The organism is uncultured Pseudomonas sp., from assembly GCF_943846705.1.
In the GTDB taxonomy this organism is placed as follows: Bacteria; Pseudomonadota; Gammaproteobacteria; order Pseudomonadales; family Pseudomonadaceae; genus Aquipseudomonas.
Genome location: NZ_OX044366.1, coordinates 2,176,809 through 2,203,288, shown reverse-complemented (window position 1 = coordinate 2,203,288; position 26,480 = coordinate 2,176,809). Strand labels below are relative to the sequence as shown.

Here is a 26,480-nt window from a genome sequence, read left to right as displayed (position 1 = left end):
ACCATGCGCCGCATTCTTCATGACCTGAAAATCCTCATCCTCACCAACCTGTGGATCGTGCCGGTACTAGCCGGCCTAGTCGGTGCGCTGTTTTACTTTGCCGCGCCGCCACCGCCGATGCACGCGCGCCTGGCCACTGGCAGTGAAAACGGCGGTTACCATGCCTTCGGCGTGCGCTTGCAAGCTGAGCTGGCGCTGCACGGCTTCACCCTGGAACTGGTGCCCAGCGCTGGCTCGCAGGACAACCTGAGCAAACTCACGGCCGACGAGGTGGAACTGGCTCTGGTGCAAAGTGGCCAAGAGTTGAGCCTGAGCGATGAGCAGCGCGAGAAAATTGCCGGCCTCGGCGTGATGTACCGCGAGCCACTGTGGTTGTTCGTAGGCGAACATGTGCCGTTCGAACGCTTGGCCAACCTGACGCAACTGCGCCTGGCCATCGGCTCAGAGGGCAGCGGCACCCAGGCGGTAACCGCCGCGTTGCTGAGTGCCAACCGCATCGCGCCTGAGAACTATCCGCCGCAGTGGCAAGCGCTTGGCGGTCGCCGCGCCGCCGATGAGTTGATCGCCGGCACGCTGGACGCCGCCTTCTTCATCGGCCCGGCGGAAAATGTGCTGCTGCAGCGCCTGGCCGCCGAACCGAAGCTCCGCCTGGTCGGCCTGCGCCGCATTGATGCCTACCTGGCGCGCCTGCCGTACCTGAGCCAGCTGCAGGTCGGTGAAGGCATGCTCGACTTGGCTCATAACGTGCCAAGCACGAACATTGCCACCCTCGGCCCGGTCGCCACCTTGGTCGCCGGCGAAGACTTTCACCCCTCGCTGACCCCGCTGATCCTCGAAGCCACCAAAACCGTGCTGAAGAACGGCAGCCTGCTTGATCCAGCTGGCAGTTACCCGGCTCGCCCGCCGCTGTCGCTGCCGATTCTGGATGAGGCCGAGTACTACTACGCCAAGGGTTTGCCGATCCTGCAGCGCTACCTGCCATTTCGTATCGCCTCGCTGGCCGACCGCTACATCATCCTCGCCATCCCGCTGCTGGTGCTGCTGTTCCCGCTGTTCAAGGCCATTGGCCCGATTTACCAGTGGCGCATCCGCGCACGCATCTACCGCTGGTACAAGCACCTGCGCGAGATCGACCAGCAGCTGTACAAAGGCAAGCTGAGCGGCAACATCGGCGCAGAAATCGAGCGTCTGGAAAAACTCGAAGACGAACTGGCCCAGGTAGAAGTGCCGCTGTCCTACTCCAACGAGCTGTATGAGCTGCACATGCACCTGCGTTACATGATTGAACGCTTGAGCTCCTACCAGCGGCGCACGACTGACCAAGCGAAGGTCGGGTAACATGCGCACTTTCCGTTTACGCACCACGAGGCCGCTATGCCGATCCGCCACTGTATCGTCCACCTGATCGACAAGAAGCCCGATGGCACGCCCGCAGTGCTGCATGCTCGCGACACCGAGCTGGGCGCGTCCCAGGCCATCGAGAACATGCTCGCCGACCTCAACGAGAGCTATAACGCCAAGCAGGGCAAAGCCTGGGGCTTCTTTCACGAAGAGTCCGGCGCTTACCCGTTCAGCGGTTGGCTGAAGGCTTATCTGGATAACAGCCAGGACTTCGCCGCGTTCAGCCGTCAGGCCGTGGAGCAGCTGCAGAAGCTGATGGAAGAATCCAACCTATCCACCGGCGGCCATGTGCTGTTCGCCCACTACCAGCAAGGCATGACCGACTACCTGGCCATCGCCCTGCTGCACCACAGCGAAGGCGTGGCGGTGAACGATGCGCTGGACGTAACGGCCGCCAAGCATCTGGACCTCAGCCAGTTGCACCTGGCAGCGCGGATCAACATTTCCGAATGGCAGAACAACGCCAACTCCAAGCAATACATCTCGTTTATCAAGGGCAAGAACGGCAAGAAGGTCTCGGAGTACTTCCGCGATTTTATCGGCTGTCAGGAAGGTGTCGACGGCCCAGGGGAAACCCGCACCCTGCTGAAAGCCTTCAGCGACTTCGTGGAAAGCGAAGACCTGCCGGAAGAACAGGCCCGCGAAAAAACCAAGACCCTGGTCGGCTACGCCAGCAGCCAGGCCAAGCTGGGCGAGCCGATGACCCTCACCGAACTATCCGGGCTGATCGATGAAGAGCGGCCTAAGGCGTTTTACGAGCATATCCGCAACAAGGACTACGGCCTGTCGCCGGAAATCCCAGCGGATAAGCGCACCCTCAACCAGTTCCAGCGTTTTACCGGCCGCGCCGAAGGCCTGTCGATCAGCTTCGAAGCGCACCTGCTGGGTTCAAAGGTCGAGTACGACGAAAGCACTGACACCTTGGTGATTCGCAACCTGCCGACCCAGCTCACCGACCAACTCAAGCGCCGTAAAAACTAGCGATGAGTCGCCTGCCGGACACGCTGCTGGATGCCTGCCTGTGTGATCCGGCGGCACTCTTTGGGCAAGATCCGGCCCGCGACTTCGGTTTAGACAAACAGCAGGCCAAGCAGGCGTTGGCGGCCCTGCGGCCCTGGCTCAACAAACAGCAGCGCATGCTCTGGGCCAATCGCCGCAATGCCCTGCTGCTGATCCTGCAAGGCACCGACTGTTCCGGTAAAGACGGGGTGATTCGCCGGGTGGTCAACAGCTTCGACCCCCAGGGCGTACGTATTCACGGTTTCCATAAACCCGATGCCTGCGAACAACGCCATGACTTTCTCTGGCGCTATCAGCGTCGCTTGCCAGAGCCAGGCCTGCTCGGCGTATTTAACCGCAGTTACTACGAGGGACTGATCAGCGATCCGTTGGATGGTCTGTGCAACCTCAGCGAATTGCCTGCTCGCCGCCAGGCCATCCAAGCCTTCGAAATGCAGCTAATCACCCAGCACATCCAGCCGCTGAAGTGCTTTTTGCACCTATCCAAAGACGAGCAAAAACAACGCCTGCGTAAACGCCTGGAGCAACCGCATAAGCGCTGGAAGCTGCACCGTAGCGACCTGCAATCGTACCGTCAGTTTGATCTGCGCCAGCAGCGTTGGGCCGAGCAGTTAAGTGCCAGCCACAGCCATGCTGCGCCCTGGTATGTGATACCGGCCGACCATCGCTGGTTACGCGACTGGATAATCGCCAGCCTGCTGGCCCGCGAATTTGAACGTTTGCAACTGGACTGGCCGGATGACCCGGCACCGTTCAGTCTGGAAGACCTGTAACAGTGCGGATCAACAACCGCGGATTTCCCCGCGATTGTGCTTAAGCCTATTACAACGCTTTGATGGCAAAGCCCAGTCGCGGAAAGTGCACGTGCACGGTGCCGGCGCGTGGGTCTTCGCGGCGCAGGATCAGCTCTTCTGTGCCGCTGAAAACCAGCTCACCCTCAACCGCATCCACACCATAGTCGACGGCCGAAATCGCCACCTGCTGACCCACGGCAAAGCCGTTTGGATCAACCAGCGGCGCTTCCGGTAGCGCCGCGGGGGTGGCATCACGGGCAATATTAATGGCGTCCTCAGCACTCATGTCGCTGAACGAACCGTGACCAAAGTCCAGCACTCGCGCCAGCCAAGTGGCGACGGCCGGATAGGCGTCCACCAGTGGCGCAGTCACCGGGGTGCCGCGCAGGAACCACAGCGAATGGGCCATGGCGATATCCGCCAGCGACGGCTCGCCAAACAGAAAGTCACCCTGCTCGCGCTCAAGCTGCTGCTGCAAGCGCGCCATGATTGTCGGCCATTGATGCTTGGCCACCTCTAACGGTACACGGGTGGCCAGGCCGCCGTTGAACAGCGTCGAACGGTCGGCAATAAAGGTCTTGAGGAACTCCGGCGGCAGTTTGCCGAAGCGTGCGGCGACGGACTCCGGCTGGAACACCAGGCTCACTGCATGCAGAAACACCTGGGAGTCGGCCCACTGGGCGAAACTGGCGACGTTGAATTCTTGGCCTTCCGGAAACAGCGCCGGGGTGCTTTTCTCCGTTTCCAGGCGACGGGCAATCAAGGCGCTGTCGCAGTAGATGTCCGCGCCGATCTGCAGCACCGGGGTTTTGCGGTAGCCACCGGTCAATGCGGTGAGGTCTGGCTTGGGCATGATTGGCGGGATCATTACCGAGCGCCAGGACAGCTGCTTGAAACCGAGCATCAAGCGCGTCTTCTCGGCGAAGGGCGAAGTCGGGTAATGGTGCAGGATCAACTCGTGCATGACAGGCTCCGCAGCGTTGGGGATAAACCAGCAGCTTAACCCTGCCTAGGGTATCGGCCTACCCGCTTAGCCTAATGGCGCATTATCAGCCTCGGCGATAACAGCCTGCGTGGCGACCAGGGCTTCCTTGGCGGTCTTGGCCAGCGCCTTGATGGCGCGTTCGCGGCGCAGCGCATCGCCTTTCGCCGCGCAGGCCTCGATATACACCAAGGCCTGCGCCGGGCTGGAATGGAAGAAGCGCGCGCCTTTGCCGCTCTGGTGCTTGGCAAAGCGCTTGTGCGGGTCGTCGCTGATGCCGCAATACAACGCACCATTGGCCGCCCGCACCAGGTAGACAAACCAGGCTTTGCTGACGGGCGTGGCAATCGCAGGGGACAAATCAGGCATCAGGAAAATCAATCGGTTGAGGCTCAAGCGGCGAGCTTAACGGCTCTTTTACAACGCCGCCAAACCTTTACCCGCCGGCTGTTGAAGAGCCGGTTGCGTTCTACTCTTTGAAATACCGTGCCCTGACCGCCGTCACCGTGGCCTCGCGCAGCAGGCCGATAAACAGCTGCTCGACATCGCTCAGCAGCTGGTTTTCCGGGGTCACTAGGTAAACGTCGTTGACCGGCAGCTGGTCATAGGGCGGTAGCTGGAACAACAGCTTCTGCGCCACATAGGGCTTGGCCCCCTCCACGGTCAGGGCGCCAAAGCCGAGGCCGGCGAGAATCAGCCGGCGCACTTCTTCCTCGTTGGGCGACACGGCCACCAGGCGTCCCCAGAACTGCTGCTGGCTGCGTACCGAGCTGACGGCGCTAAGGCCCTCGCCCGGCTGATCGCTCTCGAAAGACACATAACTCAGGCCGCGCAGGTCCTCTGCCGTAAGTCCCTCGCGAGCAAACAGCGGGTGGCGCGGGCCACAATAGAAGGCCATCTGCTCGTAACCAATCAGGTCAAAGTGCAGGCCGGTCTGCGCGGTTTTCTTGTTGCTGATACCGATATGCAGGCCGCCCCGCGCCACGGCGTCGACGATGTCGGCGCTGGGCTGGGAACTGAGGCTGATCAGCACATTGGGATAGAGCTGGTGAAACTGCGCCAGGCTGTCGTCGAACGGCTGGCAGCTGACATGGCTGGCCACCTGGATATGCAGCTCGCCGAGCACCGCACCGGCCGCACCGGCGTACTGCTCGGCCATCTTGTCGATGATGCTGCCGGCCGAGGAAATGTACTCGTAGACCCGCAAACCCTGCTCGGTCAGGGCGAACATGCCCTTCTTGCGCTGGATCAGGCGCATGCCCAGGTGTTCTTCCAGACGCTTGAGCGCATTGCTGACGCTGGGCTGGCTGAGCGACAGCTTGCGCGCCGCGCCGGTGATGCTGCTTTCCTCGACTATCACCAAAAAGGTGTACAGCAGATTCCAGTCCAGATTGCGCAGCAAGCGCTCGCGGGGCGACAGCATGATCGGTGGTTCTCCCAGGCAGGCCGTCATATTGGCCAATTCTGGGGCAACAGTGCACTGCCCCAGCCACCGAGTGCAAGCCTGCCCGGCCGCGTCATCGCTCAGTCGACATCAAGCGCCAGGAGGTCGCGGTATTCGCCACGGCGACGGATCAGCCGGCTGCCCTGCTGCACGTCCACCAGCACCGCGGCAGCCGATTGCCGACCACAGTACTGGTTCATCATTTCCAGGGCGTAGGCCCCCACGTCCAGCAGGGCAATGACATCGCCTATCTCGGTGGCAGCCGGCAATTCACGCAGGTTGGGCTGGTGTACCAGCACCTTCTCCAGCACCGCACGATGTTCGGCCAGCGCCGGTTGCTCGGCGATCAGGTCGGCCACGGCACCCTCGCCCTCAATGTCGTAGTAGGTGTCGCTGCTGTCGCACAGCGGCCCGGCGATACGGCAGTGGTGGGTATCCCGATCATCAGCGCGCGAGGCGTTGAGCATGTGGAAGTACCAGCCGATATACAGGTCGAACAGCACGCTGTAGCCGGCATCCAGGTAAAACACCGGACGCCCCTGGCGCTCTTTGCGGGCCTCGATGCGGGTCAGCAAGATAGCGGTGTCGCTGACCATGCTGCGCCCCGGTTCGACGATCAGCTCAATCTGCTCACCGAGAGCCTGAGCCATCGGCTTGATCAGGTGCTCGGCGAGCATGGCGAAGTCGATCTCGGTGCGGTAGTTGGCACAATAATGTGCAGCGACCGAATCGAAGTTCTCCTGCGCGCTGCTGTAATTCTTCGGGAAGCCGCCACCCAGATTCACGTGTTCCAGCGGGTAAGGCAGGCGCTCGCCGACCTGACGCACATAATCGATAAGGAAGTTGGCCTCGGCCTGGTACACGCTGATATCGGTGATCTGGGTGCCGATATGCGCATGCACCCCCACCAGCTTGACCGCCTGCGGATGTTGCAAAATCAGCTCGATGGCCTCGGCCTGCTCGGCGGCGGTCATGCCGAATTTGGAGGTCGAGGTGCCAGTCTGCCAACCGGCGGCCGCGCCGCCCTGAATTTCCGGGATGATGCGCAGGCTAACGCGGGCCTGCTTACCCAACTCCTCCGCCACCGTGAGAATGCGCGCCAGCTCCGACAGTGAATCGACGTTGATCGCCTTGATTCCGGCGGCAATCACCTCGCGCAGCTCATGCACCTGCTTGGCCACACCGTTGAACACCAGCTGCGACGGGGCGAACCCGGCGATTTGCGCCTTGTAGAACTCGCCACCAGAGTTGACCTCCAGATCCAGGCCGCAGTCCTTGAATACCTTGAGCACCGCCAGGTTGGCGCAGGCCTTGCTGGCGAAGCAAACCCGGGTATTGGCGTGCACACGGCGGAAGTTGTCGAGAATATCCCGCGCGTTATGCCGCAGCTTGGCTTCGGAATAAACAAACAGTGGCGAACCATAGCGTTCGACCAATTCGCGGGTGTTGACCCCATCGATCAGCAACTGGTTGTGGCCACTCTCAAGGTGCTCGGCTCTTTTCCACGGGTACAGAGAAACGACTTCGCTCATGGCAGTTCTCACTCAAACAAGGCAGTTAAAATTAATATTGGCTGGCCAGCAGGCGGCGCAGGTTGTCCGATTTCGGGGCATTGAACAGCTGCTCGGGGCAGCCCTGCTCCTCGATGCGGCCCTGGTGCAGGTACACCAACTTGGACGAAACCTCGCGGGCAAAACGCATCTCGTGGGTGACCATGATCATGGTGCGGCCCTCCTCGGCCAGCTCGCGGATTACCTTCAACACCTCGCCGACTAGCTCCGGGTCTAGGGCCGAGGTTGGCTCATCGAACAGCATCACTTCCGGGTCCATGGCCAGGGCGCGGGCGATGGCCACCCGCTGCTTTTGCCCACCGGACAGGCAGTCGGGGTACATCTGGCACTTATCCAGCATGCCGACGCGGGCCAGCAACTTCTTCGCCTGGGCCTCTACGTCAATGCGATTGCGTTTAAGCACCAGACACGGGCCGAGCATGACGTTCTCCAACACGGTCATGTGCGACCACAGGTTGAACGACTGGAAGACCATGGCCAGGCGCGAACGCACCCGCTCGATCTGCCGCTGGAAACGCCGCGAGCGCACGCCACGGCTGTTCGGCGTCAGCTCCAGCTCCTCGCCGTTCACCTGCAGGCGCCCGCTGTCGGGGAACTCCAGCAGGTTCATGCAGCGCAGCAAGGTGCTTTTGCCCGAACCGCTGGAGCCGATGATGCTGATCACGTCTTGCTTCTCGGCGGTCAGGGAAATGCCCTTGAGCACCTCGATACCGGCAAAGGTCTTGTACAGTCCATCCACTTGCAGGGCGGCATTGGTCATCTCGAGACTCCGGTGGCGACCCGCTCTGCGGCGGGTGCAGTAGCAATGGCTGGGGCCTGGCGGGCCCGCTGGTGGCGGGTCAGGCACAGCTCCAGGCGACGCCAGAACCAGACGAAAACACTGGTCATCAGCAGGTAGAGCACGGCCGCCCAGAGGTACACGGACAGGTCGAAGGTCTGCGAGAAGATCCGCCGGGTCTGCCCCATTACATCGAACAGGGTGATCACGCTGACCACCGCACTGCCCTTGAGCAGCAGAATGATTTCGTTACCCAGGGCCGGAAATACAATGCGGTAGGCATTGGGCAGGATGATTTTGCGGTACTGGTTGAAGCGCGACAGGCCCATGGCCACACCCGCCTCGATCTGCCCGTAAGGCACAGCGCGCAGGCCACCCCGAAGAATCTCGATCTGATAAGCCGTGGAGTTGAGGGCAAAGGTCAGCAGCGCGCAGTAGTACGGATCGCGGAAGAACCACCACAGCCCCAACTCGCTCAGCTCGGCGCGGAACTGCCCGGATCCGTAATAGACCAGAAACAGCTGGGCCAGCAGCGGCGTGCCACGAAAGAACGAGACGAACAGGCGAATCGGCCAACGCAACAGCCCCTGCTCGCGGCAGCGGGCGATGGCCAAAGGTAAGGCCAGCGCGCAGGACAGCAGCGCGGCGATGACGGTGAGCTGCAAGGTCAGGCCGGCGCCGGCCAACAACTGAGTGGAGAAGCGCGCAAGGATATCCATCATGCTGCGGCACCTCCGCTACGGTAACCACGGTTAGCACGGCGCTCCATGCGTGCCAGCAGAAACTCGCAGAGCAGGCAGACGCCCCAATAGGCCAGGCACACCACCAGGAAGAACAGAAACGGCTTCTTGGTGGTGCCCACGGCGATATTGGCCACGCGCATCAGGTCACTAAGGGCAATCACCGACACCAAGGCGGTGTCCTTGAGCAGGTTGATCCATAGGTTGCCCAGGCCCGGTAACGCCAGACGCAGCAGTTGCGGCAGCTCAATCACCCGGAAGATCGTCAGCCGGCGCAGGCCCATGGCCTGGCCCGCCTCGCGCTGACCGCCGTCCAGGGCCTGCCAGGCGCCACGCCAGACTTCGCTGGAATAGGCGGCAAACACCATGGCCAGGGCCACGACCCCGGCGACAAAGGGGCTCAGCTCGAAATACCCGACGTCCGGGTCATACCAGCGCAACAGGGCATTCAAGCCCATACCCACGCCGTGGTAGATGATAAACAGGGTGAGCAACTCGGGCAGGCCGCGCAGGGTGGTGCTGTAGGCCAAGGCCAGGCTGCGCGCCAGGCGCCCGCCAAACAGCGCCAGTGCTGCCACCAGTAAGCCCAACAGCAACCCGACCGGCAGGGTGGTCAGTGCTAGGACCAGGGTTACCCCAAGCCCTTGCAACAACTCGTCACCCCAGCCGGCGTCACCAAAACTCAGGTAAGTGAGCCAGTCCATAAAACATCCTCTTCTCGTTCAGCAGGTGGGCCGTGCTTGGCTCACTGCTCCAGGGTCAGCAGGTTGAGCGAGAAGAATTTGTCGTTGATGAGCTTGTAGGTGCCGTCGGCGATGATCGCCGCCAGTGCCTCATTAAGTTGCTGGCGCAGCTGTTCGTCTTCCTTGCGCACGGCCATGCCGACGCCCTCACCGACATATTTAGGGTCACTGACCGGCTCACCGACTATGCGGCAGCAACTGCCGTCGTCGGACTTCAGGGTCCAGTCAAGCATCGGAATCATGTCGCCGACCTGGGCATCTAGACGCCCGGAGACCATGTCCAGGTTCACCGCATCCTGGGTCGGATACAGGCGTACATCGGAGTCGGGGTACATGGCCATCAGGAAGTCGGCCTGGGTGGTGGCACCCTGAGCGCCGAGGGTCTTACCCGCCAGGGCAGCCGGGCTGAAATCCTTGAGCTTGGAGTCCTTTGACACCACAAAGGTCATCGCCGACTTCTGATAGGGATCACTGAAGGCGACCATCTGCTTGCGCTCCTCAGTGATAAACATGGAAGCGATCACCACATCATATTTGCGCCCCATCAGTGCGGGGATGATGCCGTCCCAGTCCTGAGCCACCAAACTGCACTTGACCTGCATGCGCTTGCACAACGCCTCGCCGATTTCGACATCGAAGCCAGCCAACTGGCCGTCGGCGGTGTAGTAGTTAAAGGGTGGGTACGCACCTTCGGTGGCGATGCGCAGGGTCTTGGCTTCGGTGGCCTGGGCGGCGCCTAAAGGCAGGAGGCCGATGCCGGCACAGAGCAACAATGAGCGGAGAGTCTTATTCATATTATTTTCCTCTGGAAGCAGATTTCGCTGTGAAATCAGGTTGTGCGGTAAAGCCGACTATCAGCCACACCCCCACTTCACATCGCACTGTGGTGACCATTTGGTCACCGCTGCAACGCAAGAATCCGCCCAGCTCAGACATTTATCAAATGTATATTTATTATGTTATGCATAACCATCAGCTATGTGTGAGCCCGCAAAAATCCGCGTACGCAAACGCGACATACCGGTGCAAACACTACTGAGCGATCCGTAAGCACCGAGCCCGCGCCTGCGCGTGCTGACACGCCAGTCGCCCTCTGCAGAAAATACGCGGGCGCCGTTACACTGCGTACTTTGTAAAGGAGCACAGGCGATGCAAAAGGCAGCGGTTTACGGTACAGGCGATGCGTCCTATCAGGCCGCCGGCGGCATTGAGGGTTTACGCGGCCTGGTCTCGGATTTTTACCGCTTGATGGATGAGCGCCCCGAGGCCGCTCAGCTGCGCAGCCTGCATGGCGAGAGCCTGGAACTGGCGAGCGACAAACTGGCCTGCTTTCTCAGCGGTTGGCTCGGTGGTCCCAGCCTGTTCAGCGAGAAATACGGTGCGATCGCCATCCCGGCTTTTCACGCCCAATGGCCGATTAATCAACAGCTGGCCGAGAGCTGGCTCGACTGCATGGGCCGGGCGATCGCACTGCAGCCCTACCCTGCTGACTTCGCTGACTACCTGCTGACCCAGTTGCGGGTGCCGGCGCAGCGTATCGTTCAGGCCAGCCGAAACCGGCATGGCACGGCTGGCGATTAGCGCGATAACGCGGCGTGAGCGCTACTGTAAGCACCACAACTCATCAGCAATAGCGCTAAGTGATGTCGTTACGATTGTTTCCAGCGCTCGGCCGCGTCCTGATCTGAGCAGCGCCCTTCGACCCAGCGCGGGCCTTCGGCGGTGTCTTCCTTCTTCCAGAACGGCGCGCGGGTTTTCAGGTAATCCATGACGAAGTTGCAGGCATCGAATGCCGCCTGACGGTGAGCGCTGCTGGTGCCGACAAACACAATCGGCTCGCCCGGTTCCAGACGGCCAACACGGTGGATGACCTCAATGCCCAGCAACGGCCAACGCTGCCGGGCCTCCTCGGCGATCTTGGCCAGGGACTTCTCGGTCATGCCGGGGAAATGTTCGAGAAACATGCCGGCGACTTCGCGCCCCTCGTTGAAGTCGCGCACATAGCCGACAAAGCTGACCACCGCACCGATGCCCAGGTTGGCGGCATGCAGGGCGTTGAGCTCATGGCCGGGATCAAAGGGTTGCGACTGGACGCGAATGCTCATGCAGATGCTCTCTTTGCGAGGGGCGTAGGGTGGGTTAGCGGCGCAAAGCCAAGCTGGCAAAACAGCCGAGCAATCCGGGCGCTGCGCAACCCACCACGGTATTCACTGGCGGCATGGGTAGCATGAGGGCAGCTAAAGCGGTGCAATACGGCATCCTGCCGTTTTGTCGCTACGCTCAACCCACCCGACAAAATCATCCACCCGTCACGGTGGGGAAGAACGCCACTTCATCGCCGGCCTGTAGCGGTTCGTCCAAACTGCAAAGCTCCTGATTGCGCGCACACATCAGGTTTTGTTCGGCCAGCACGTCCCATACGCCACCACGGGCTAACAGATGCTGACGCAGCTCATCGAGGCTGGCGAATGCACCACTCAACTGCTCACCGTCCAGCCCCAACGCTTCGCGGTAACGGGCAAAATACTGCACGCGAATCATGCTTCGTCCTCAACTTTGCTTTCTACCTTGAAGGCGCCACTTTTGCCGCCAACTTTCTCCAGCAGGCGCACGCCTTCGATGACCATGCCGCGGTCCACCGCCTTGCACATGTCGTAAATAGTCAGCGCGGCGACGCTGGCGGCGGTCAGGGCTTCCATTTCCACCCCGGTCTGCCCGGTCAGCTTGCAGCGCGCAGTAATGCGCACGGCATCCGTACCTTCGGCCCGCAGCTCGACCTTGACGCTGGTGAGCATCAGCGGATGGCACAAGGGGATCAGGTCACTGGTTTTCTTCGCGGCCTGAATGCCGGCAATCCGCGCCACGGCAAACACATCACCCTTGGGGTGTTCGCCCTGGCTAATCATCTGCAGGGTTTCGGGGCGCATGCGCACCAACGCTTCGGCCACAGCCTCACGGACGGTCAGGGCTTTATCGCTGATATCGACCATATTGGCGCGGCCTTGGGAATCGAGATGGGTTAACACGGGCAGACTCCAGACAGGTGTCCGCCGATTGTAAACCCAGGGGTCAGGTTACGGCACCTGTGAATGCCGATGGATTCAGCCAGATGCTGCAAGCAGCAGCCAGCCCTGCAGCCATAAGGCGTGCAAGGCTGGCTGGCGGTGAGTTACAGATGGGTTTCGGCGTACTCGGCGAGGATCGAGCGTGGCACCCCTTGCAGGGTGATGTGCACGCCATGCTCGAAGTCTTTGAAGCGCTCCGTCAGGTAAGTCAGCCCGGAGCTGGGGGCCGACAGGTAAGGTGTATCGATTTGCGCCAGGTTGCCCAGGCACACCACTTTAGAGCCGCTGCCGGCACGGGTGATGATGGTTTTCATCTGGTGCGGGGTGAGGTTCTGGCATTCGTCGATCAGGATCAGGCTTTGCTGGAAGCTGCGCCCGCGGATGTAGTTGAGCGATTTAAATTGCAGCGGCACCTTTTGCAGGATGTAATCGACGCTGCCGTGGGTGTTCTCGTCCTCCATATGCAGCGCTTCAAGGTTGTCGGTGATGGCCCCAAGCCAGGGCTCCATCTTCTCCGCCTCGGTGCCGGGCAGAAAGCCGATTTCCTGATCCAGCCCCTGCACGCTGCGGGTGGCGATAATGCGCCGATAACGCTTGCTGACCATGGTCTGCTCGATGGCCGCCGCCAGGGCCAGGATGGTTTTACCGGAGCCGGCCGCGCCCGTCAGGTTAACCAGATGAATGTCCGGATCAAGCAGGGCAAACAGCGCCAGTGACTGGTACACATCACGCGGGCGCAAGCCCCAGGCCTCTTGATGCATCAGCGGTTCCTGGTGCATGTCGAGGATCAGCAATTCACCCGGTTTAATGCCTTTGATCCAGCCGACGAAGCCCTGCTCGTCGATGATGAACTCGTTGAGGTGCATCGCCGGCATCTCTTCGGTGAGCTGCACTTGATGCCAGGTGCGGCCGTGGCCCTGACGTGTCTCGACCTTCTCCACGCGATCCCAAAAGGAGCCACTGACGTTGTGGTAGCCCTTGGGCAACAGCGATATATCGTCGACCAACTGGTCGGTGTGGTAATCCTCTGAATCGATGCCGCAGGCGCGCGCTTTAAGGCGCATGTTGATGTCTTTGGTCACCAGCACCACGTTGAGGCCAGGGCGACGCGACTTCAGCTCGACCAGTTGGTTGATGATTTTGTTGTCGTTGAGGTCTTCCGGCAGCCAGGTCAGCGGCGCGGCGCTTTTGCTCATCAGAATCGACAGAAAGCCGCATGCCCCGCTCTTATCGCGCTGAATCGGGACGCCATGCTCCACTTCCTCGGGGTTGGCACTGCCGAGAATCTTGTCGATCAGGCGAATGGCCTGGCGGCATTCGGCGGCGACCCCCTGCTTGCCGGTTTTAAGTTTGTCCAACTCCTCCAGTACAGTCATCGGGATGGCGACGTGGTGCTCCTGAAAATTCAGCAGCGCGTTGGGATCGTGAATCAGCACATTGGTGTCGAGGGCGTACAGGGTTGGGGCGGTGGATTTGGCGCGTCCGTGGTCATCCATACTCGGTCACCTTCTGTAGTAGCCAAGCAGCGCAGAAGTGAAACTGCGCCGCGAAGGGCCGCCGGTTGCTCAGTGACGAGGCTGAGCACGCTGCAAATAGGTGAGGGCCGATGGCCGCCACCTGTCTGCAGGGTTCGGCGGTCTTGCCTTTTAATTACTCCTATTTGGATGACAGAAAAACGTTTTTTTACGTATTTGCCGGTTTATTTTCTAGTCCGGCAAATAGCGCTTGGCGCACCGCTCAGGCACCGCTAAAGTCAGGGGTTCTAGCGCCCTGCGCGGCTGTTGACTTTTTAACCAACGCCCCGTGCAACCGCACAGCGATTGACCTCCACGGTCACATGCACCAACTCGCTAATCCCCGCCAAACGTGCCTTGTAGCGATCTGCCGAGCGATCACCATGGGTGACCAGGCTGACGATGCAGGCAAACTGCGCCCGCCCTACACGCCATACATGCAAGTCGGTCAGTTCGGTATCCGCTTCCTCGGCTACAGCACTGCGGATGCGCGCCACCACCGGGCTGTCCATCTCGCGATCGAGCAACACCTTGGCGGTTTCAATCAGTAAGCCTTTGGCCCATACCGCGATGATCACCGCACCAATCACCCCCATCAGCGGATCAAGCCAATCCCAGCCCAGCAGCATCCCGCCTACCAACGCGAGGATCGCGGCGACCGAGGTAAGGGCATCGGCCAGCACATGCACAAAAGCAGCATGGCGATTAAGGTCTTTGCCCGACGGCGTTGCGGCGTGATCGTGATCGTGATCGTGATCGTGATCGTGATCGACATGAGCATGCCCATGGGCGTGGCCGTGATCATGGCTGTCGCGCAGCAACCAGGCTGACACCAGATTGACCAGCAGGCCAATCACGGCCACCCACAAGGCCATGTCGAAGGTAATGGTTTGCGGTTGCCATAAGCGCCACAGCGACTCGAACGCCAGCATCGCCACCACCACAACCAACAGCAAAGCACTGGCGAAACCGGTCAGCACCTCAATCTTCCAGGTGCCAAAGGCAAAGCGTGGGTCATCGGCATAGCGCCGCGCCAGCAGGTAGGCCAAGGCAGTCAGGCCAATGGCAAGCATATGCGAGGCCATGTGCCAGCCATCTGCAAGCAAGGCCATGGAGTTGAAGGCATAGCCGGCGACAATCTCCACCAGCATGGTCACCCCGGTCAGCGCGGCGACACGCCAGGCTTGGCGCTCGGCGCGGGTCTCCAGAGGGCGATAGTCGTGGGAAGGCTCCCAGCGTGAGTGGTTGCAGGCGGTCATGATGGCTCCTTGATGGATTCGACCCGAACAAACTACAACCCCGTGGCGGCCCCCGGGTCAAGCGACGCAAGACAAACTTAGCCAATCGCCCTTATAGGTAGTCTCAGCCGCCGCCAGCTTCTAGAATCGCCGCAGACTTTCAGGAGCACAGTGTATGTTGATGGTGATTTCCCCGGCCAAGACCCTCGATTACGAGACGCCGTCGGTAACCCCGCGTTTTACCCAGCCTGAGCACCTCGACCATGCGCAGGCACTGATCGAGCAACTGCGCGATTTTAGCCCCGCGCAAATCGCCGAACTGATGCACCTCTCGGACAAACTCGCCGGCCTGAATGCCGCGCGTTTTGGCAGCTGGGAGCGGCCGTTCAACCCCTCCAACGCCAAGCAGGCGCTGCTGGCGTTCAAGGGCGATGTGTACACCGGGCTAAATGCCGAAGACTTCAACGAAAGCGATTTCGATTTCGCTCAAAAACACCTGCGCATGCTCTCCGGACTGTATGGCCTGCTGCGTCCACTGGACCTGATGCAGCCCTATCGCCTGGAGATGGGCACCAAGCTGGCCAACCCACGCGGCAATAACCTCTATGACTTCTGGGGCGAGCGCATCAGCGGCTGGCTCAATGAGGCGCTGGCCGCTCAAGGCGATGAGGTACTGCTCAACCTGGCCTCCAACGAGTACTTCAGCGCGGTGAAGCGTAAGGCGCTGAATGCGCGGGTTATCAACACCGAGTTCAAGGATCAGAAAAACGGCCAGTACAAGATCATCAGCTTCTACGCCAAGAAAGCCCGCGGCCTGATGGCGCGTTACGTGATCAAGGAGCGCATCAGCGACCCGGCCGGCCTCAAGGACTTCAGCTACCAGGGCTATCGTTATTCGGCGGAGCAGTCCAAGACTGATAGTCTGGTATTCCTACGTGACCACCCCGAGGCCTGATTAATGCTATTCGGCGCAATTCTGGTACTGAGCTGGCTGATCTTGCTGATCCGCTACCCGAGCAAGGCCCTGCCGATCTCGCTCGCCGCGTTGATCGGCCTGGGCCTGGTGACCAGCTGGGTGCTCTGGGAAGAAAGCCGCGAAAACCGCCACCTGGCGCACCTCGAATTACGCCTCGACTATGCCCCGGACAGCTGCCCGGCAGATCGCCCGCTGACCCTGAACCTGAAAAACGCCAGTGCAGCGGCATTGGTCGAACTGCAATGGCAGATCGCCGCTTACCGCCCGGGCGACAGCACCAATCTGGCCGAGCGCCTGTATGAAACCCCGCGCTACAGCGGCCCGGGCGACTTACAGCCAGGGGCCACCTGGCAAACCTGCCTGCCCCTGCCGCCTCTGCGCAGCGGCTACCGTGCCAGCACCCTGAAGTTCCGCGCCGAGCGCCTGCAAGGCAGCTTTGTCTATTAACACCGCTACATCGACTGCATAAAAAATAATAAGGAGCTGTGCATGAGCCAACCCAGCGTACTGATCACCGGCTGTTCCAGCGGCATTGGCCGCGCCCTGGCCGAGGTGTTTCAGCAAGCCGGTTATCAAGTCTGGGCCAGCGCGCGTAAAGCCGAGGACCTGGCGGCCTTGAGTGAGGCTGGGTTTAACGCGGTGGAGCTGGACGTCAACGATGGTCAGGCGCTGGGCCAACTGGCCGAACGCCTAAAATCCGAAATTGGCGGTCTCGATGTGCTGATCAACAACGCCGGTTACGGCGCCATGGGCCCGCTGCTCGACGGCGGCGTGAGCGCCATGCGCAAGCAGTTCGAAACCAACGTGTTTTCAATCGTCGGCGTGACCCGTTCACTGTTCCCGCTGCTGCGGCAGAACAAAGGCCTGGTGGTGAATGTCGGCAGCGTCTCCGGCGTGCTGGTCACCCCGTTCGCCGGTGCTTACTGCGCCTCCAAGGCTGCCGTGCATGCGTTAAGTGATGCGCTGCGCCTGGAGCTGGCGCCCTTTGCGATTGAGGTGATGGAAGTACAGCCCGGCGCGATTGCCTCCAGCTTCGGCGCCAACGCCAGCCAGCAGGCCGAACAGCTGATCGACCAGGCCTCACCCTGGTGGCCGATCCGCGAGGGCATCCGCGCCCGCGCCAATGCCTCACAGGACAACCCCACCCCCGCCAGCCACTTCGCCCGCAACCTGCTGGCGGCGGTGCAGAGCAAACCCCGGCCCAACCTGATCCGCCTGGGCAACGGCAGCCGTGCCCTGCCCCTGCTCGCAGCGCTGGTGCCTAAGCGCTTGATGGAAAGCATTCTGAAAAAACGCTTTGGCCTAAACCGCAGCCTGTAGGAGTCGCCCCAATGCACGACGCCAGCCCCGACCACGCGCCGATCACTCACTTGGCCATCGGCGGGGTCGCGGCAGTTATCGTGCTCAATCTGCTGCTGCGCACCTTCGCCAAACTCCCCGGTGTACTTAACACCCTCATCGTGGCGGCTGTCGTCGCCGGTGGCATGGCGCTGTGGTTCTACCTGCAACATAAGCGTCGCCCGCACCCCGGCGAACGCCGCCGGTTAATCGCCCTGTACGGCGGCATCCTTGCCCTGCTCTACCTGGGTCTGCTGGGCATGATGTGGTTCAAAGACGAACCCGGCCCGATGGGCCTGTTTATCTTTGGTTTGCATTACTTCAGCTACCCGCTGCTGGCCTGGCTGGCGCTGGCCAAGCTCCAGCGTCCTTAAGCGCCGTCCACCCAAACACCGAGTGGCCGTAGGATTACCGCTTAGCGTTAGCGCTTGATGGTTTTCAGCAAATCTTCCGGGGTGATATAGCCCACCGCGCCGGCATTGCTCGCCGCGCTGCCCGGTTGTGGCTGATGCAGGATATGGCCCTTCATCTTGCCGATGATGTGCATCTCACACGGTTTGCAGTCGAACTTCAGGGTCAGCACTTCGTCCTGGTGGATCAGCTGCATGTCCGAGACTTTGGTGCGCACGCCGGTGACGCCTTTGGCCTGCTTAGGGCAGAGGTTGAAGGAGAACCGCAGGCAGTGCTTGGTGATCATCACCGGCACATCGCCGGCTTCTTCATGGGCCTCGTAAGCCGCATCGATCAGCTGCACGCCGTAACGCTGGTAGAAGGTGCGGGCCTTGTCGTTGTAGACGTTGGCAAGGAAGGTCAGATGCGACTCGGGGTACACCGGCGCTGGCACGCTAACTGGCTTGCGCCCGCCACGGGGATGGACGGCAACGCGGGCCTGAGTCAGCGCTTCAATGGCTTCGCGGCGCAGGGCCTTGAGTTGCGAGCCGGGGATAAACGGCACGGCTTCGCAGTCGATCTGCACAGCGGTGCTGAAGTAGATGGTGGTGCCCAGCTTGCTCAAGGTGTCGGCCAGCTGCTCACGGGATTGCTCGGCATCCTTGGCGGCGGCGAACGGCCCATTCAGGCTGACGCTGGCCACTACGCCCTCTTCGCTGGTCACGCTCAAGTGCAACTGATCGCCGTGCAACGCCACCTGCCAGCTCACCGCAACGCGGCGCTCGGCCGAAGTCTTCTGCAAGGCTTGCTGCCAGTTATGGTCAAGGTTGCGATTGAGCGGCTGTTGCGGGCGCACGCGCTGCATGGCCTCGGGCATCTCATTAGGCTCGACGCGGTAGCGGTAGCGCTTCTCGCCGTCCTCGTCGAACTCGCCTTTGAGCTCGCAGATGTTGCTGCGAAAGCCCACCACTTCGCGCTTGATCAGCACATTAAGGCCATCGCCATTCGACAGCGGCGTGTCAGTGACGGCGATCAGGTCGCGCTTGTTGACCTTCTCGATATAGCCCACCGCCAACCCGGTAAAGGTTGGCGAGTCGAACGCGCCGATATCCACCTTGCGGTCGCTGACAAAGTAGTCGGTGCTGCCACGGTGGAAGGTTTTGTCGGTGTCCGGGGTAAAGAAGTGCTCGGTACGGCCGCTGGCAGCGCGGGCCAGGTGCGGACGCTGTTCGAGAATCGCGTCGAGTTCCTGGCGGTAGTGCGCGGTGATGTTCTTCACGTAGCTCATGTCTTTGTAGCGCCCTTCGATCTTGAACGAGCGCACGCCGGCATCCACCAGATGAATCAGGTTGTCGGTCTGGTTGTTGTCCTTCATCGACAGCAGGTGCTTATCAAACGCCACCACGCGGCCCTGATCATCTTTCAGGGTGTACGGCAGGCGGCAGGCTTGTGAGCAGTCACCACGGTTGGCGCTGCGCCCGGTCTGCGCGTGGGAGATGTTGCACTGCCCGGAGAACGCCACGCACAGCGCGCCGTGGATAAAGAACTCCACCGCCGAATCGACGTTTTTGCAGATGTTGCTGATTTCTTGCAGGTTCAGCTCGCGGGCCAACACCAGCTGGGAGAAACCGGCGTTATCGAGGAAGCGGGCTTTTTCCAGGGTGCGGATGTCGCACTGGGTGCTGGCGTGGATCTCGATGGGCGGCAGGTCCATCTCCATCACGCCCATATCTTGCACAATCAGCGCATCGATGCCGGCCTCATACAGCTGCCAGATCATCTGCCGCGCCGGCTCCAGCTCATCCTCATGCAGGATGGTGTTGAGGGTGACGAACACCCGCGCATGGAACAAATGGGCAAACTGCACCAGCTCGGCAATCTCCGCCACGCTGTTGCTGGCGTTGTGCCGCGCGCCAAAGCCGGGGCCACCGATGTACACGGCATCAGCGCCATGCAGGATGGCCTCCTTGGCAATAGTGGTATCGCGCGCAGGGCTGAGCAGTTCGAGGTGGTGCTTGGGCAGGGACATGGCGTGGGCATCGGCGGCAGTCAATTAAGCCGGGCATTTTACCCTTAAAGGCGGGTTTGTCTCTGCCCGCTTGGCAGCCACTTACACACTGTATGGGCATCCATGCAAAAGGCCACGTAGAATTGCCTTTCGAATGAGCACGGGATGAGTACGGTGGACTTACAGCAGGGCTTTATCCTCACCCGCCACTGGCGTGATACGCCGGCCGGGACGCTGGTGGAGTTCTGGCTGGCCACCGATAACGGGCCGCGGCATATCCGCTTGCCGCTGCAACCCTCGGTGGCGTTTATTCCAGCTGAGCAGCACGCCCAGGCCGAGGCGCTGCTGGCCAATGAAAGCGGCGTTGAACTGCGCCCCCTGGGGCTAAAGGACTTTCAGCAGCGCCCGGTGCTGGGCCTGTATTGCCAGCAGCATCGCCAGTTGATTGATCTCGATAAACGCCTGCGCCGCGCCGGCGTGACGGTCTACGAGGCAGATGTACGGCCGCCCGAGCGCTACCTGATGGAGCGTTTTATCACCGCCCCGGTGCAGTTCACTGGCGCGCCCAACAGCGATGGCCTGCTGCTGGATGCGCAGATCAAACCCTGTAGCGACTACCGCCCGACGCTCAAGCTGGCCTCGCTGGATATCGAAACCAATGCCTTCGGCGAGTTGTACTCGATTGCCATCGAGGGCTGCGGCCAGCGCGACGTGTATATGCTCGGCCGCACGCCCGAGCAGCCGCCGGCTGTGGACTTCGCATTGGGATACTGCGAAAGCCGCGGTCAATTGCTCGAACGCCTGAATCAGTGGATGGCGCAGCATGATCCGGACGCGATTATCGGCTGGAACCTGGTGCAGTTCGACCTGCGTGTGCTCCACGAACATGCGCGCAGCCTGGCCATCCCGCTGCTTCTGGGCCGTGATGGCAGCGAGATGCAGTGGCGCGAACACGGCAGCGCAAACGGTCACTTCTTTGCCGACGCGGCGGGCCGGCTGATCATCGACGGTATCGAAGCGCTGCGCTCAGCGACTTGGAGCTTCCCCTCGTTCAGCCTGGAAAACGTCGCACAAACCCTGCTCGGCGAAGGCAAGGACATCTCCACGCCCTACCAGCGCATGGACGAAATCGACCGCATGTTCCGCGAGGACAAACCGGCCCTGGCGCGCTACAACCTGCGCGACTGCGAGCTGGTCTCGCGGGTTTTCGAGAAAACCGAGATCCTCAGCTTCCTGCTCGAACGCGCCACCGTCACCGGTTTACCCGCCGACCGCAGCGGCGGTTCGGTGGCCGCGTTTGAACACCTATATATGCCGCTGATGCATCGCCGTGGCTTTGTTGCGCCGAACCTCGGTGACAACCCGCCGCAAGCCAGCCCCGGCGGCTTTGTCATGGAGTCGCAGCCGGGGCTGTATGAGTCGGTGTTGGTACTGGATTACAAGAGCCTGTATCCGTCGATCATCCGCAGCTTTCTGATCGATCCGGTGGGGCTGATCGAAGGCCTGCGTCAGCCAGACGACGCGCATTCGGTGCCAGGCTTTCGCGGTGGGCGTTTCTCCCGTAGCGAGCATTGCCTGCCGGCGATTGTCGAACGTGTGTGGCAGAGTCGCGAGGCAGCCAAACGCGAGCACAACGCACCGCTGTCGCAAGCGTTGAAGATCATCATGAATGCTTTTTACGGCGTGCTCGGCTCCAGCGGCTGCCGCTTCTTCGACACGCGCCTGGCCTCCTCCATCACCCTGCGCGGCCACGAGATCATGGCGCGCACCCGCGCGTTGATCGAGGCAGAAGGTTACCGGGTGATTTACGGCGACACCGACTCGACTTTCGTCTGGCTGCAACGCCTGCATGACGAAGCCGATGCCGCGCAGATCGGCCGCAGCCTGGTGGCCAAGGTCAATGCCTGGTGGGCTGAGCACTTGCAGACCGAGTACGGTCTGAGCAGCGCCCTGGAGCTGCAATACGAAACCCATTACCGGCGTTTTCTGATGCCGACCATTCGCGGCGCCGAGGAAGGCAGTAAGAAGCGCTACGCCGGCTTGGTCAGCCGCGCCGACGGCAGCAGCGAGATGGTCTACAAAGGCCTGGAAACCGTGCGTAGCGACTGGTCGCCGCTGGCCCAGCAGTTTCAGCGCGAGCTGTATGAGCGGATCTTCCGTAATCAGCCCTATCAGGATTATGTGCGCGATTATGTTGAGCGCACTTTGAATGGCGAGCTGGATGAGCTGCTGGTGTACCGCAAGCGCCTGCGCCGCCTGCTTACTGACTATGAGCGCAACGTGCCGCCGCATGTGCGCGCCGCGCGCCTGGCCGATGAGTACAACGCCGCGCACGGGCGGCCACTGCAATACCAGCGCGGCGGCTGGATCAGCTACGTGATCACCACGGCCGGCCCGCAACCACTGGAAGCGCGCAGCGCCGCGATCGACTACGACCATTACCTGACCCGGCAACTGCAACCGGTGGCCGACGCCATCCTGCCGTTTGTCGATGATAATTTCGCCACCCTGATTGGCGGGCAGCTGGGGCTGTTCTAAGTACTTTTACCGGATGAAAACCCGCGAAAGGTTTTCCACTCTTACCCCCGCAGGCTTATCGGGCTCGGCTTGATTGACGTGTTTGGCGGGCACCATTAATGACGCTGAGCGACTTAATCGTGCTGTGCTTACTCGATGAGTTCATCCCAGCTCCCCCCCAACTCGCGGCAATATGCCTATAGTCTGGGTACCCATCAGGTCGAACATAAGGCTGAATAAATGACCGTAGACGAGCTCAGTCACTTAGTCAGTGAGACTATCAATAAAGCACTCGACGCATTTTCCCAGCCGCAAACCTATGCACAGATCGGTATTATTTTAGCGATCTACCTGGTTGCCTGGGTGTTGGCCAATCGCATCAGAACCTATGCCCCGTTCCTTGATGCGCTGCAAGAAAAGTCTGTTACCCACCCTTTGCGCAAATTGGTTAGCCGCGTGGGCGGTTTAATCTTTCCGCTGTTCGCCATCTTAATGCTGCGCATCGCCGTTGAGGTAAGCGGCGAAGCCTTGGGCCAAAGCTGGCTGATGCAGACCGCATTAACAGTTGCCATATTGCTGCTGTTCTATTCGATCATCCGCAACTTTGTGCAAAGCCGGGTGGTCGCGGGGGTATTCAAGTGGCTGGGCATACCGCTGCTGCTGCTGCACCTACTGGGCATACTCGCTGGCTTGATCGCCATACTCGAATCCATATCGGTCAACCTCGGCAATATTGAGATTTCGCTTTACGGCATCGCCCGCGTGGCCATTTTTGGTTCACTGCTGTTTTGGCTAGGGCGTATTAGCAGCAAGACTGGCCGCTCATTTATCGCCCATCAGGAAAACCTCGATATACGCACCCGCGAAGTGGCGGCGAAACTGTTCGAGGTGGCGATATTCTTCGTCATGGCCCTGCTGATCTTGCAGGTGATGGGCATCAATCTGACCACCCTCGCGGTGTTTGGCGGCGCCATTGGTGTGGGTGTCGGCTTGGGCTTGCAAGCGATTGCCTCCAACTTTATTTCCGGAATCATCATCCTTCTCGACCGCTCGGTGTCGATTGGTGATTACGTTGAACTCGATGATGGTCGCACCGGCATCGTCCGCGAATTAAACATGCGCTCAACCACCCTGGAAACCTACGACGGCAAAGACATCGTGGTGCCTAACGAAAAATTCATCGCCGAGATTTTTACCAACTGGACGCACAAGGACAAAAGCCAGCGTTATCGCGTGGATTTCTCGGTCGCCTATCACTCCGACATCAGAAAGCTGGTGGAAATCATCAAGACCGTGGTGGCCAGCCATCCACAAGTATTCAGCGGTGAAGATGTGCCACTCGAGGAGCGCCCCGACTGTGAAATCGATAGCTTTGGCGACTCAGGCATCAACATGTTTGTTGAGTTCTGGATGGAGGGCATCGACGACGGCAAAAACCGCGTCGGCGGTGACCTGCTGTTAATGATTCTGGAAGCGCTGCAGGAACACGGCTATGAAATCCCCTTCCCGCAGCGCGAGGTTCGCGTGGTGAATAAGGACTTTTCCATTAACACCAAGCGCAGCGATTAATCGCTGTTGATGAAGGGCCCGATCAGCCCTTCGCTACCAACGCCGCGGTTGCCGGCAACGCCTTGGGCTTACGAAACACCAACACGTTGCCGAGCATCACCAGCAGCAGGCCGAACAAGGCCGGTGCGGTCCATTGATAGCCCTCGGCAAACACCGAGATATTCAACGCCACCACCGGGAACAGCACCGTGCAGTAGGCGGCGCGCTCCGGGCCCATGCGCCCGACCAGGGTCAGGTAGGCGGTAAAGCCGACCACCGAACCGGGGATCGCCAGGTACAACAGGCTGCCGATATAACGGCTGGTCCACTCGATACTAAACGGCGTGCCACTGACCACACAGATCGCCACCAACATCAACGCGCCATAGAGCATGCCCCAGGCATTGGTGGTCAGCGGCTTGAGGCCGGCCTTCTGCTGCAGGCTGGAGAGCATATTGCCGGCGGAGAACAGCAATGTGCCCACGACCGCCAGAGCAATGCCCAACAAGGTTTCATGGCTGGCCTCATGCCCGGCCAACTCCGGCCAGAACAACAACGCTAAACCACCCAACCCCAGCGCACCACCGGCGAGCACATTGGCGGCGATTTTCTGCTTAAAGAACAGCCGTGCGTTGATCGCGTTCCATAACGTCGCGGTGGAGAAAATCACCGCCACCAGGCCGCTGGGTATCCATTGACTGGCGGTGTAGAAGCACATGAAATTCAGGCAGAACAGGCACAAGCCTTGCGTCAGGCAAATCAGCTGACCGCGCTTATCGAGCTTCTGCAGGCGGCCACTGAGCAGCAAAACGGCAAACAGCACCAGCGCGGCGAGGGCAAAGCGATAGGCAATCGAGGCGGCAATCGCCACTTCACCCAGTTGCATCTTCAGGGCAATCCAGGTGGTGCCCCAGATCAGCACGGTTAACAGATAGAGCGACAGGTTCATCAACAAACTCCCTTTGAATGGCCGAGAGTTTGCGCCTGCTCAGCCCTGACTGGCTTGCACAAACTTGCGCTTTTTATCCCCGGTGAGTGCGACTGAGTCAGGGCCAGCCTTATGCAAACACATCAGCGCTGAGCCGTTGCCTGATACCGAGGCAACCCGAGGGAAATCAGCGCCGCGAGCAGAACAAAAGCCGAGGAAATCCACAGACAGGCCTCCAAGCCATAGGCCTGATACACCCAGCCGGAGAGCAACGTGCCGAGCAGCCGGCCCAAGGCGTTGGCCATGTAATAGAAGCCCACATCCAGCGACACGCCGTCTTCCTTGGCGTAGCTGACGATCAAATAGCTGTGCAGCGAGGAGTTCACCGCAAACAGCACGCCAAACACCATAAGCCCACCGAGCAGTACCCACTGCGCTGATAAGTCACTGCCCAGGCCCAGGGCTATCGCCGCCGGCAAGCCAGCCAATAGCGCGGCCCAGACAAACGCCGCGCGACCATCCGGCAACTGGCCACTGGCTTTGCCGGTAATGGCTGGAGCGAAGGACTGCACGATGCCGTAGCCAATCACCCAGACCGCAAGAAAACCGCCGACCAGCCACACATCCCAGCCAAATACACTGGCTAGATACACCGGCAGCGCCACGACAAACCATACATCCCGCGCACCAAAGAGAAATAACCGCGCCGCCGAGAGCAGGTTGAGCGCCCGGCTTTTCGACAGCAGCTCACGGAACTTCGGCTTGGCTTTGGCCTTGCCCAAGTCCTTTTTCAACAACAGCAGACTGGCCAGCCAGACCAGCGCCAGCACAGCAGCCATGGCCAGCACCGCGCCGCTAAAACCGAGCAGCGCCAACAGCGCACCACCGAGGAAGAAGCCCGCGCCCTTGAGCGCATTCTTCGAGCCGGTGAGGATCGCCACCCACTGATACAAGGTGCCCTGCTGGTCGCCCGGCACCAGCAGTTTGATTGAGCTTTTCGCGCTCATCTTGTTCAGGTCTTTGGCGATACCGGACAGCGCCTGCGCGCCCATCACCCAGGGGATGGTCAGCCAGGCCGCCGGCACCGTGAGCATCAACAAGGCCACGACCTGCAGGCCCAGACCGATATTCATGGTGCGATTGAGCCCCAACCGTGCGCCGAGGTAGCCACCGAGCAGATTGGTCACCACGCCAAAAATCTCGTAGAACAGAAACAGCGCGGCAATCGCCAACGGCGTGTAACCGAGGCGGTGAAAATGCAGCACCACCAGCATGCGCAGTGCGCCGTCCGTCAGGGTAAAGGCCCAATAGTTGCCAGTAACCAGCAAGTATTGGCGCACCTCAGGGGCTAGACGGGATAAGGCGAGCATAGGCAGTGTTCCGCTCAAGTGAGGATTATAAAAGGGCTATGAGCTGGTTTGAGTAGGATGGGTGGAGCGCAGCGATACCCATCAAAATCGGCTACGCCAGATGGGTATCGACGCG

At 60.7% G+C, this 26,480-nt stretch carries 26 protein-coding genes; 10 read left to right on the top strand and 16 right to left on the bottom strand.

Features of this window, described 5'->3' with window-relative positions:
• The first annotated feature begins 3 nt into the window (after positions 1-3).
• The 3 genes from Q0V31_RS10240 to Q0V31_RS10230 are packed head-to-tail and all read left to right on the top strand — an operon-like array spanning position 4 to position 3,194.
• Positions 4-1,338, top strand: a complete 1,335-nt coding sequence (locus Q0V31_RS10240) for a TAXI family TRAP transporter solute-binding subunit (protein WP_298187555.1) — start codon at positions 4-6, stop codon at positions 1,336-1,338.
• A gap of 36 nt (positions 1,339-1,374) precedes the next feature.
• The gene (gene yejK, locus Q0V31_RS10235; protein ID WP_298187554.1) at positions 1,375-2,382 is read left to right on the top strand and encodes a nucleoid-associated protein YejK; all 1,008 of its coding nucleotides are present in this window, start codon (positions 1,375-1,377) and stop codon (positions 2,380-2,382) included.
• A 2-nt stretch (positions 2,383-2,384) separates the two neighbouring features.
• Entirely contained in the window at positions 2,385-3,194 is an 810-nt protein-coding gene (locus Q0V31_RS10230) for a PPK2 family polyphosphate kinase (protein ID WP_298187553.1), read from the top strand.
• A 49-nt stretch (positions 3,195-3,243) separates the two neighbouring features.
• On the opposite strand, the gene Q0V31_RS10225 is transcribed toward Q0V31_RS10230, so the two are convergent.
• The 8 genes from Q0V31_RS10225 to Q0V31_RS10190 all read right to left on the bottom strand — a co-directional run bounded on the left by Q0V31_RS10225 (position 3,244) and on the right by Q0V31_RS10190 (position 10,267).
• A complete protein-coding gene (locus Q0V31_RS10225; RefSeq protein ID WP_298187551.1) occupies positions 3,244-4,179 on the bottom strand; it encodes a glutathione S-transferase family protein in 936 nt (311 codons plus the stop codon).
• 66 nt (positions 4,180-4,245) lie between these two features.
• A complete protein-coding gene (locus Q0V31_RS10220; protein ID WP_298187549.1) occupies positions 4,246-4,566 on the bottom strand; it encodes a GIY-YIG nuclease family protein in 321 nt (106 codons plus the stop codon).
• Between the two features lie 100 nt (positions 4,567-4,666).
• Positions 4,667-5,620, bottom strand: a complete 954-nt coding sequence (locus Q0V31_RS10215) for a LysR family transcriptional regulator (protein ID WP_298187547.1) — start codon at positions 5,618-5,620, stop codon at positions 4,667-4,669.
• 101 nt (positions 5,621-5,721) lie between these two features.
• Entirely contained in the window at positions 5,722-7,173 is a 1,452-nt protein-coding gene (gene lysA, locus Q0V31_RS10210) for a diaminopimelate decarboxylase (RefSeq protein ID WP_298187545.1), read from the bottom strand.
• Between the two features lie 31 nt (positions 7,174-7,204).
• On the bottom strand, positions 7,205-7,972 hold the full coding sequence (locus tag Q0V31_RS10205; RefSeq protein ID WP_298187544.1) for an ATP-binding cassette domain-containing protein: 768 nt from the start codon (positions 7,970-7,972) through the stop codon (positions 7,205-7,207).
• Positions 7,969-8,712, bottom strand: coding sequence for an ABC transporter permease subunit (locus Q0V31_RS10200; protein ID WP_298187542.1), 744 nt, complete (start codon positions 8,710-8,712; stop codon positions 7,969-7,971). The genes Q0V31_RS10205 and Q0V31_RS10200 overlap by 4 nt, the downstream gene beginning before the upstream one ends.
• A complete protein-coding gene (locus Q0V31_RS10195; RefSeq protein ID WP_298187540.1) occupies positions 8,709-9,434 on the bottom strand; it encodes an ABC transporter permease subunit in 726 nt (241 codons plus the stop codon). Before Q0V31_RS10195 ends, Q0V31_RS10200 begins: the two co-directional genes overlap by 4 nt.
• Before the next feature lie 41 nt (positions 9,435-9,475).
• Positions 9,476-10,267 (bottom strand): ABC transporter substrate-binding protein, encoded by a 792-nt coding sequence (locus Q0V31_RS10190; RefSeq protein WP_298187538.1) that lies wholly within the window; start codon positions 10,265-10,267, stop codon positions 9,476-9,478.
• A gap of 355 nt (positions 10,268-10,622) precedes the next feature.
• On the opposite strand from Q0V31_RS10190, the gene Q0V31_RS10185 reads away from it, so the two are divergent.
• A complete protein-coding gene (locus Q0V31_RS10185) occupies positions 10,623-11,054 on the top strand; it encodes a group II truncated hemoglobin (protein WP_298187536.1) in 432 nt (143 codons plus the stop codon).
• Between the two features lie 68 nt (positions 11,055-11,122).
• Here Q0V31_RS10185 and moaE read toward each other — a convergent pair whose 3' ends face one another.
• From moaE to dmeF, 5 genes are all read right to left on the bottom strand, one after another.
• Positions 11,123-11,578, bottom strand: coding sequence for a molybdopterin synthase catalytic subunit MoaE (gene moaE, locus Q0V31_RS10180; RefSeq protein WP_298187534.1), 456 nt, complete (start codon positions 11,576-11,578; stop codon positions 11,123-11,125).
• Positions 11,579-11,771: 193 nt separating this feature from the next.
• Entirely contained in the window at positions 11,772-12,014 is a 243-nt protein-coding gene (locus Q0V31_RS10175; RefSeq protein ID WP_298187532.1) for a MoaD/ThiS family protein, read from the bottom strand.
• Positions 12,011-12,499: a cyclic pyranopterin monophosphate synthase MoaC gene (gene moaC, locus Q0V31_RS10170; protein ID WP_298187531.1), complete on the bottom strand. Its 489-nt coding sequence runs from the start codon at positions 12,497-12,499 to the stop codon at positions 12,011-12,013. The genes Q0V31_RS10175 and moaC overlap by 4 nt, the downstream gene beginning before the upstream one ends.
• 143 nt (positions 12,500-12,642) lie before the next feature.
• A complete protein-coding gene (locus Q0V31_RS10165; protein WP_298187529.1) occupies positions 12,643-14,034 on the bottom strand; it encodes a PhoH family protein in 1,392 nt (463 codons plus the stop codon).
• 293 nt (positions 14,035-14,327) lie between these two features.
• Entirely contained in the window at positions 14,328-15,311 is a 984-nt protein-coding gene (dmeF, locus tag Q0V31_RS10160; RefSeq protein WP_298187528.1) for a CDF family Co(II)/Ni(II) efflux transporter DmeF, read from the bottom strand.
• 154 nt (positions 15,312-15,465) lie between these two features.
• Between dmeF and yaaA the strand changes: the two genes are divergently transcribed.
• Genes yaaA through Q0V31_RS10140 form a run of 4 tightly spaced genes read left to right on the top strand, consistent with a single transcriptional unit; the run spans position 15,466 to position 17,978 of the window.
• A complete protein-coding gene (gene yaaA, locus Q0V31_RS10155; RefSeq protein WP_298187526.1) occupies positions 15,466-16,245 on the top strand; it encodes a peroxide stress protein YaaA in 780 nt (259 codons plus the stop codon).
• Between the two features lie 3 nt (positions 16,246-16,248).
• Complete coding sequence (locus Q0V31_RS10150; RefSeq protein ID WP_298187525.1) at positions 16,249-16,713, top strand: multidrug transporter; 465 nt, start codon at positions 16,249-16,251, stop codon at positions 16,711-16,713.
• A 42-nt stretch (positions 16,714-16,755) separates the two neighbouring features.
• Positions 16,756-17,586, top strand: coding sequence for an SDR family oxidoreductase (locus Q0V31_RS10145; RefSeq protein ID WP_298187523.1), 831 nt, complete (start codon positions 16,756-16,758; stop codon positions 17,584-17,586).
• A gap of 11 nt (positions 17,587-17,597) precedes the next feature.
• Positions 17,598-17,978, top strand: a complete 381-nt coding sequence (locus Q0V31_RS10140; RefSeq protein ID WP_298187522.1) for a hypothetical protein — start codon at positions 17,598-17,600, stop codon at positions 17,976-17,978.
• Positions 17,979-18,025: 47 nt separating this feature from the next.
• Here the strand turns inward: Q0V31_RS10140 and Q0V31_RS10135 are convergent, their stop codons facing one another.
• Entirely contained in the window at positions 18,026-20,023 is a 1,998-nt protein-coding gene (locus Q0V31_RS10135; RefSeq protein WP_298187521.1) for a U32 family peptidase, read from the bottom strand.
• 153 nt (positions 20,024-20,176) lie between these two features.
• Here Q0V31_RS10135 and Q0V31_RS10130 point away from each other — a divergent pair, with 153 nt between their 5' ends.
• Both Q0V31_RS10130 and Q0V31_RS10125 read left to right on the top strand, forming a co-directional pair.
• Positions 20,177-22,540, top strand: a complete 2,364-nt coding sequence (locus tag Q0V31_RS10130) for a DNA polymerase II (protein WP_298191020.1) — start codon at positions 20,177-20,179, stop codon at positions 22,538-22,540.
• A gap of 219 nt (positions 22,541-22,759) precedes the next feature.
• Positions 22,760-24,088 carry a mechanosensitive ion channel domain-containing protein gene (locus Q0V31_RS10125; protein ID WP_298187519.1) on the top strand — a complete coding sequence of 443 codons (1,329 nt, stop codon included), beginning with the start codon at positions 22,760-22,762 and terminating at the stop codon, positions 24,086-24,088.
• 22 nt (positions 24,089-24,110) lie between these two features.
• Here Q0V31_RS10125 and Q0V31_RS10120 read toward each other — a convergent pair whose 3' ends face one another.
• Both Q0V31_RS10120 and arsJ read right to left on the bottom strand, forming a co-directional pair.
• Positions 24,111-25,016, bottom strand: coding sequence for a DMT family transporter (locus tag Q0V31_RS10120; RefSeq protein WP_298187518.1), 906 nt, complete (start codon positions 25,014-25,016; stop codon positions 24,111-24,113).
• 122 nt (positions 25,017-25,138) lie between these two features.
• Positions 25,139-26,365, bottom strand: coding sequence for an organoarsenical effux MFS transporter ArsJ (gene arsJ, locus Q0V31_RS10115; RefSeq protein WP_298187517.1), 1,227 nt, complete (start codon positions 26,363-26,365; stop codon positions 25,139-25,141).
• Positions 26,366-26,480 lie beyond the last annotated feature (115 nt).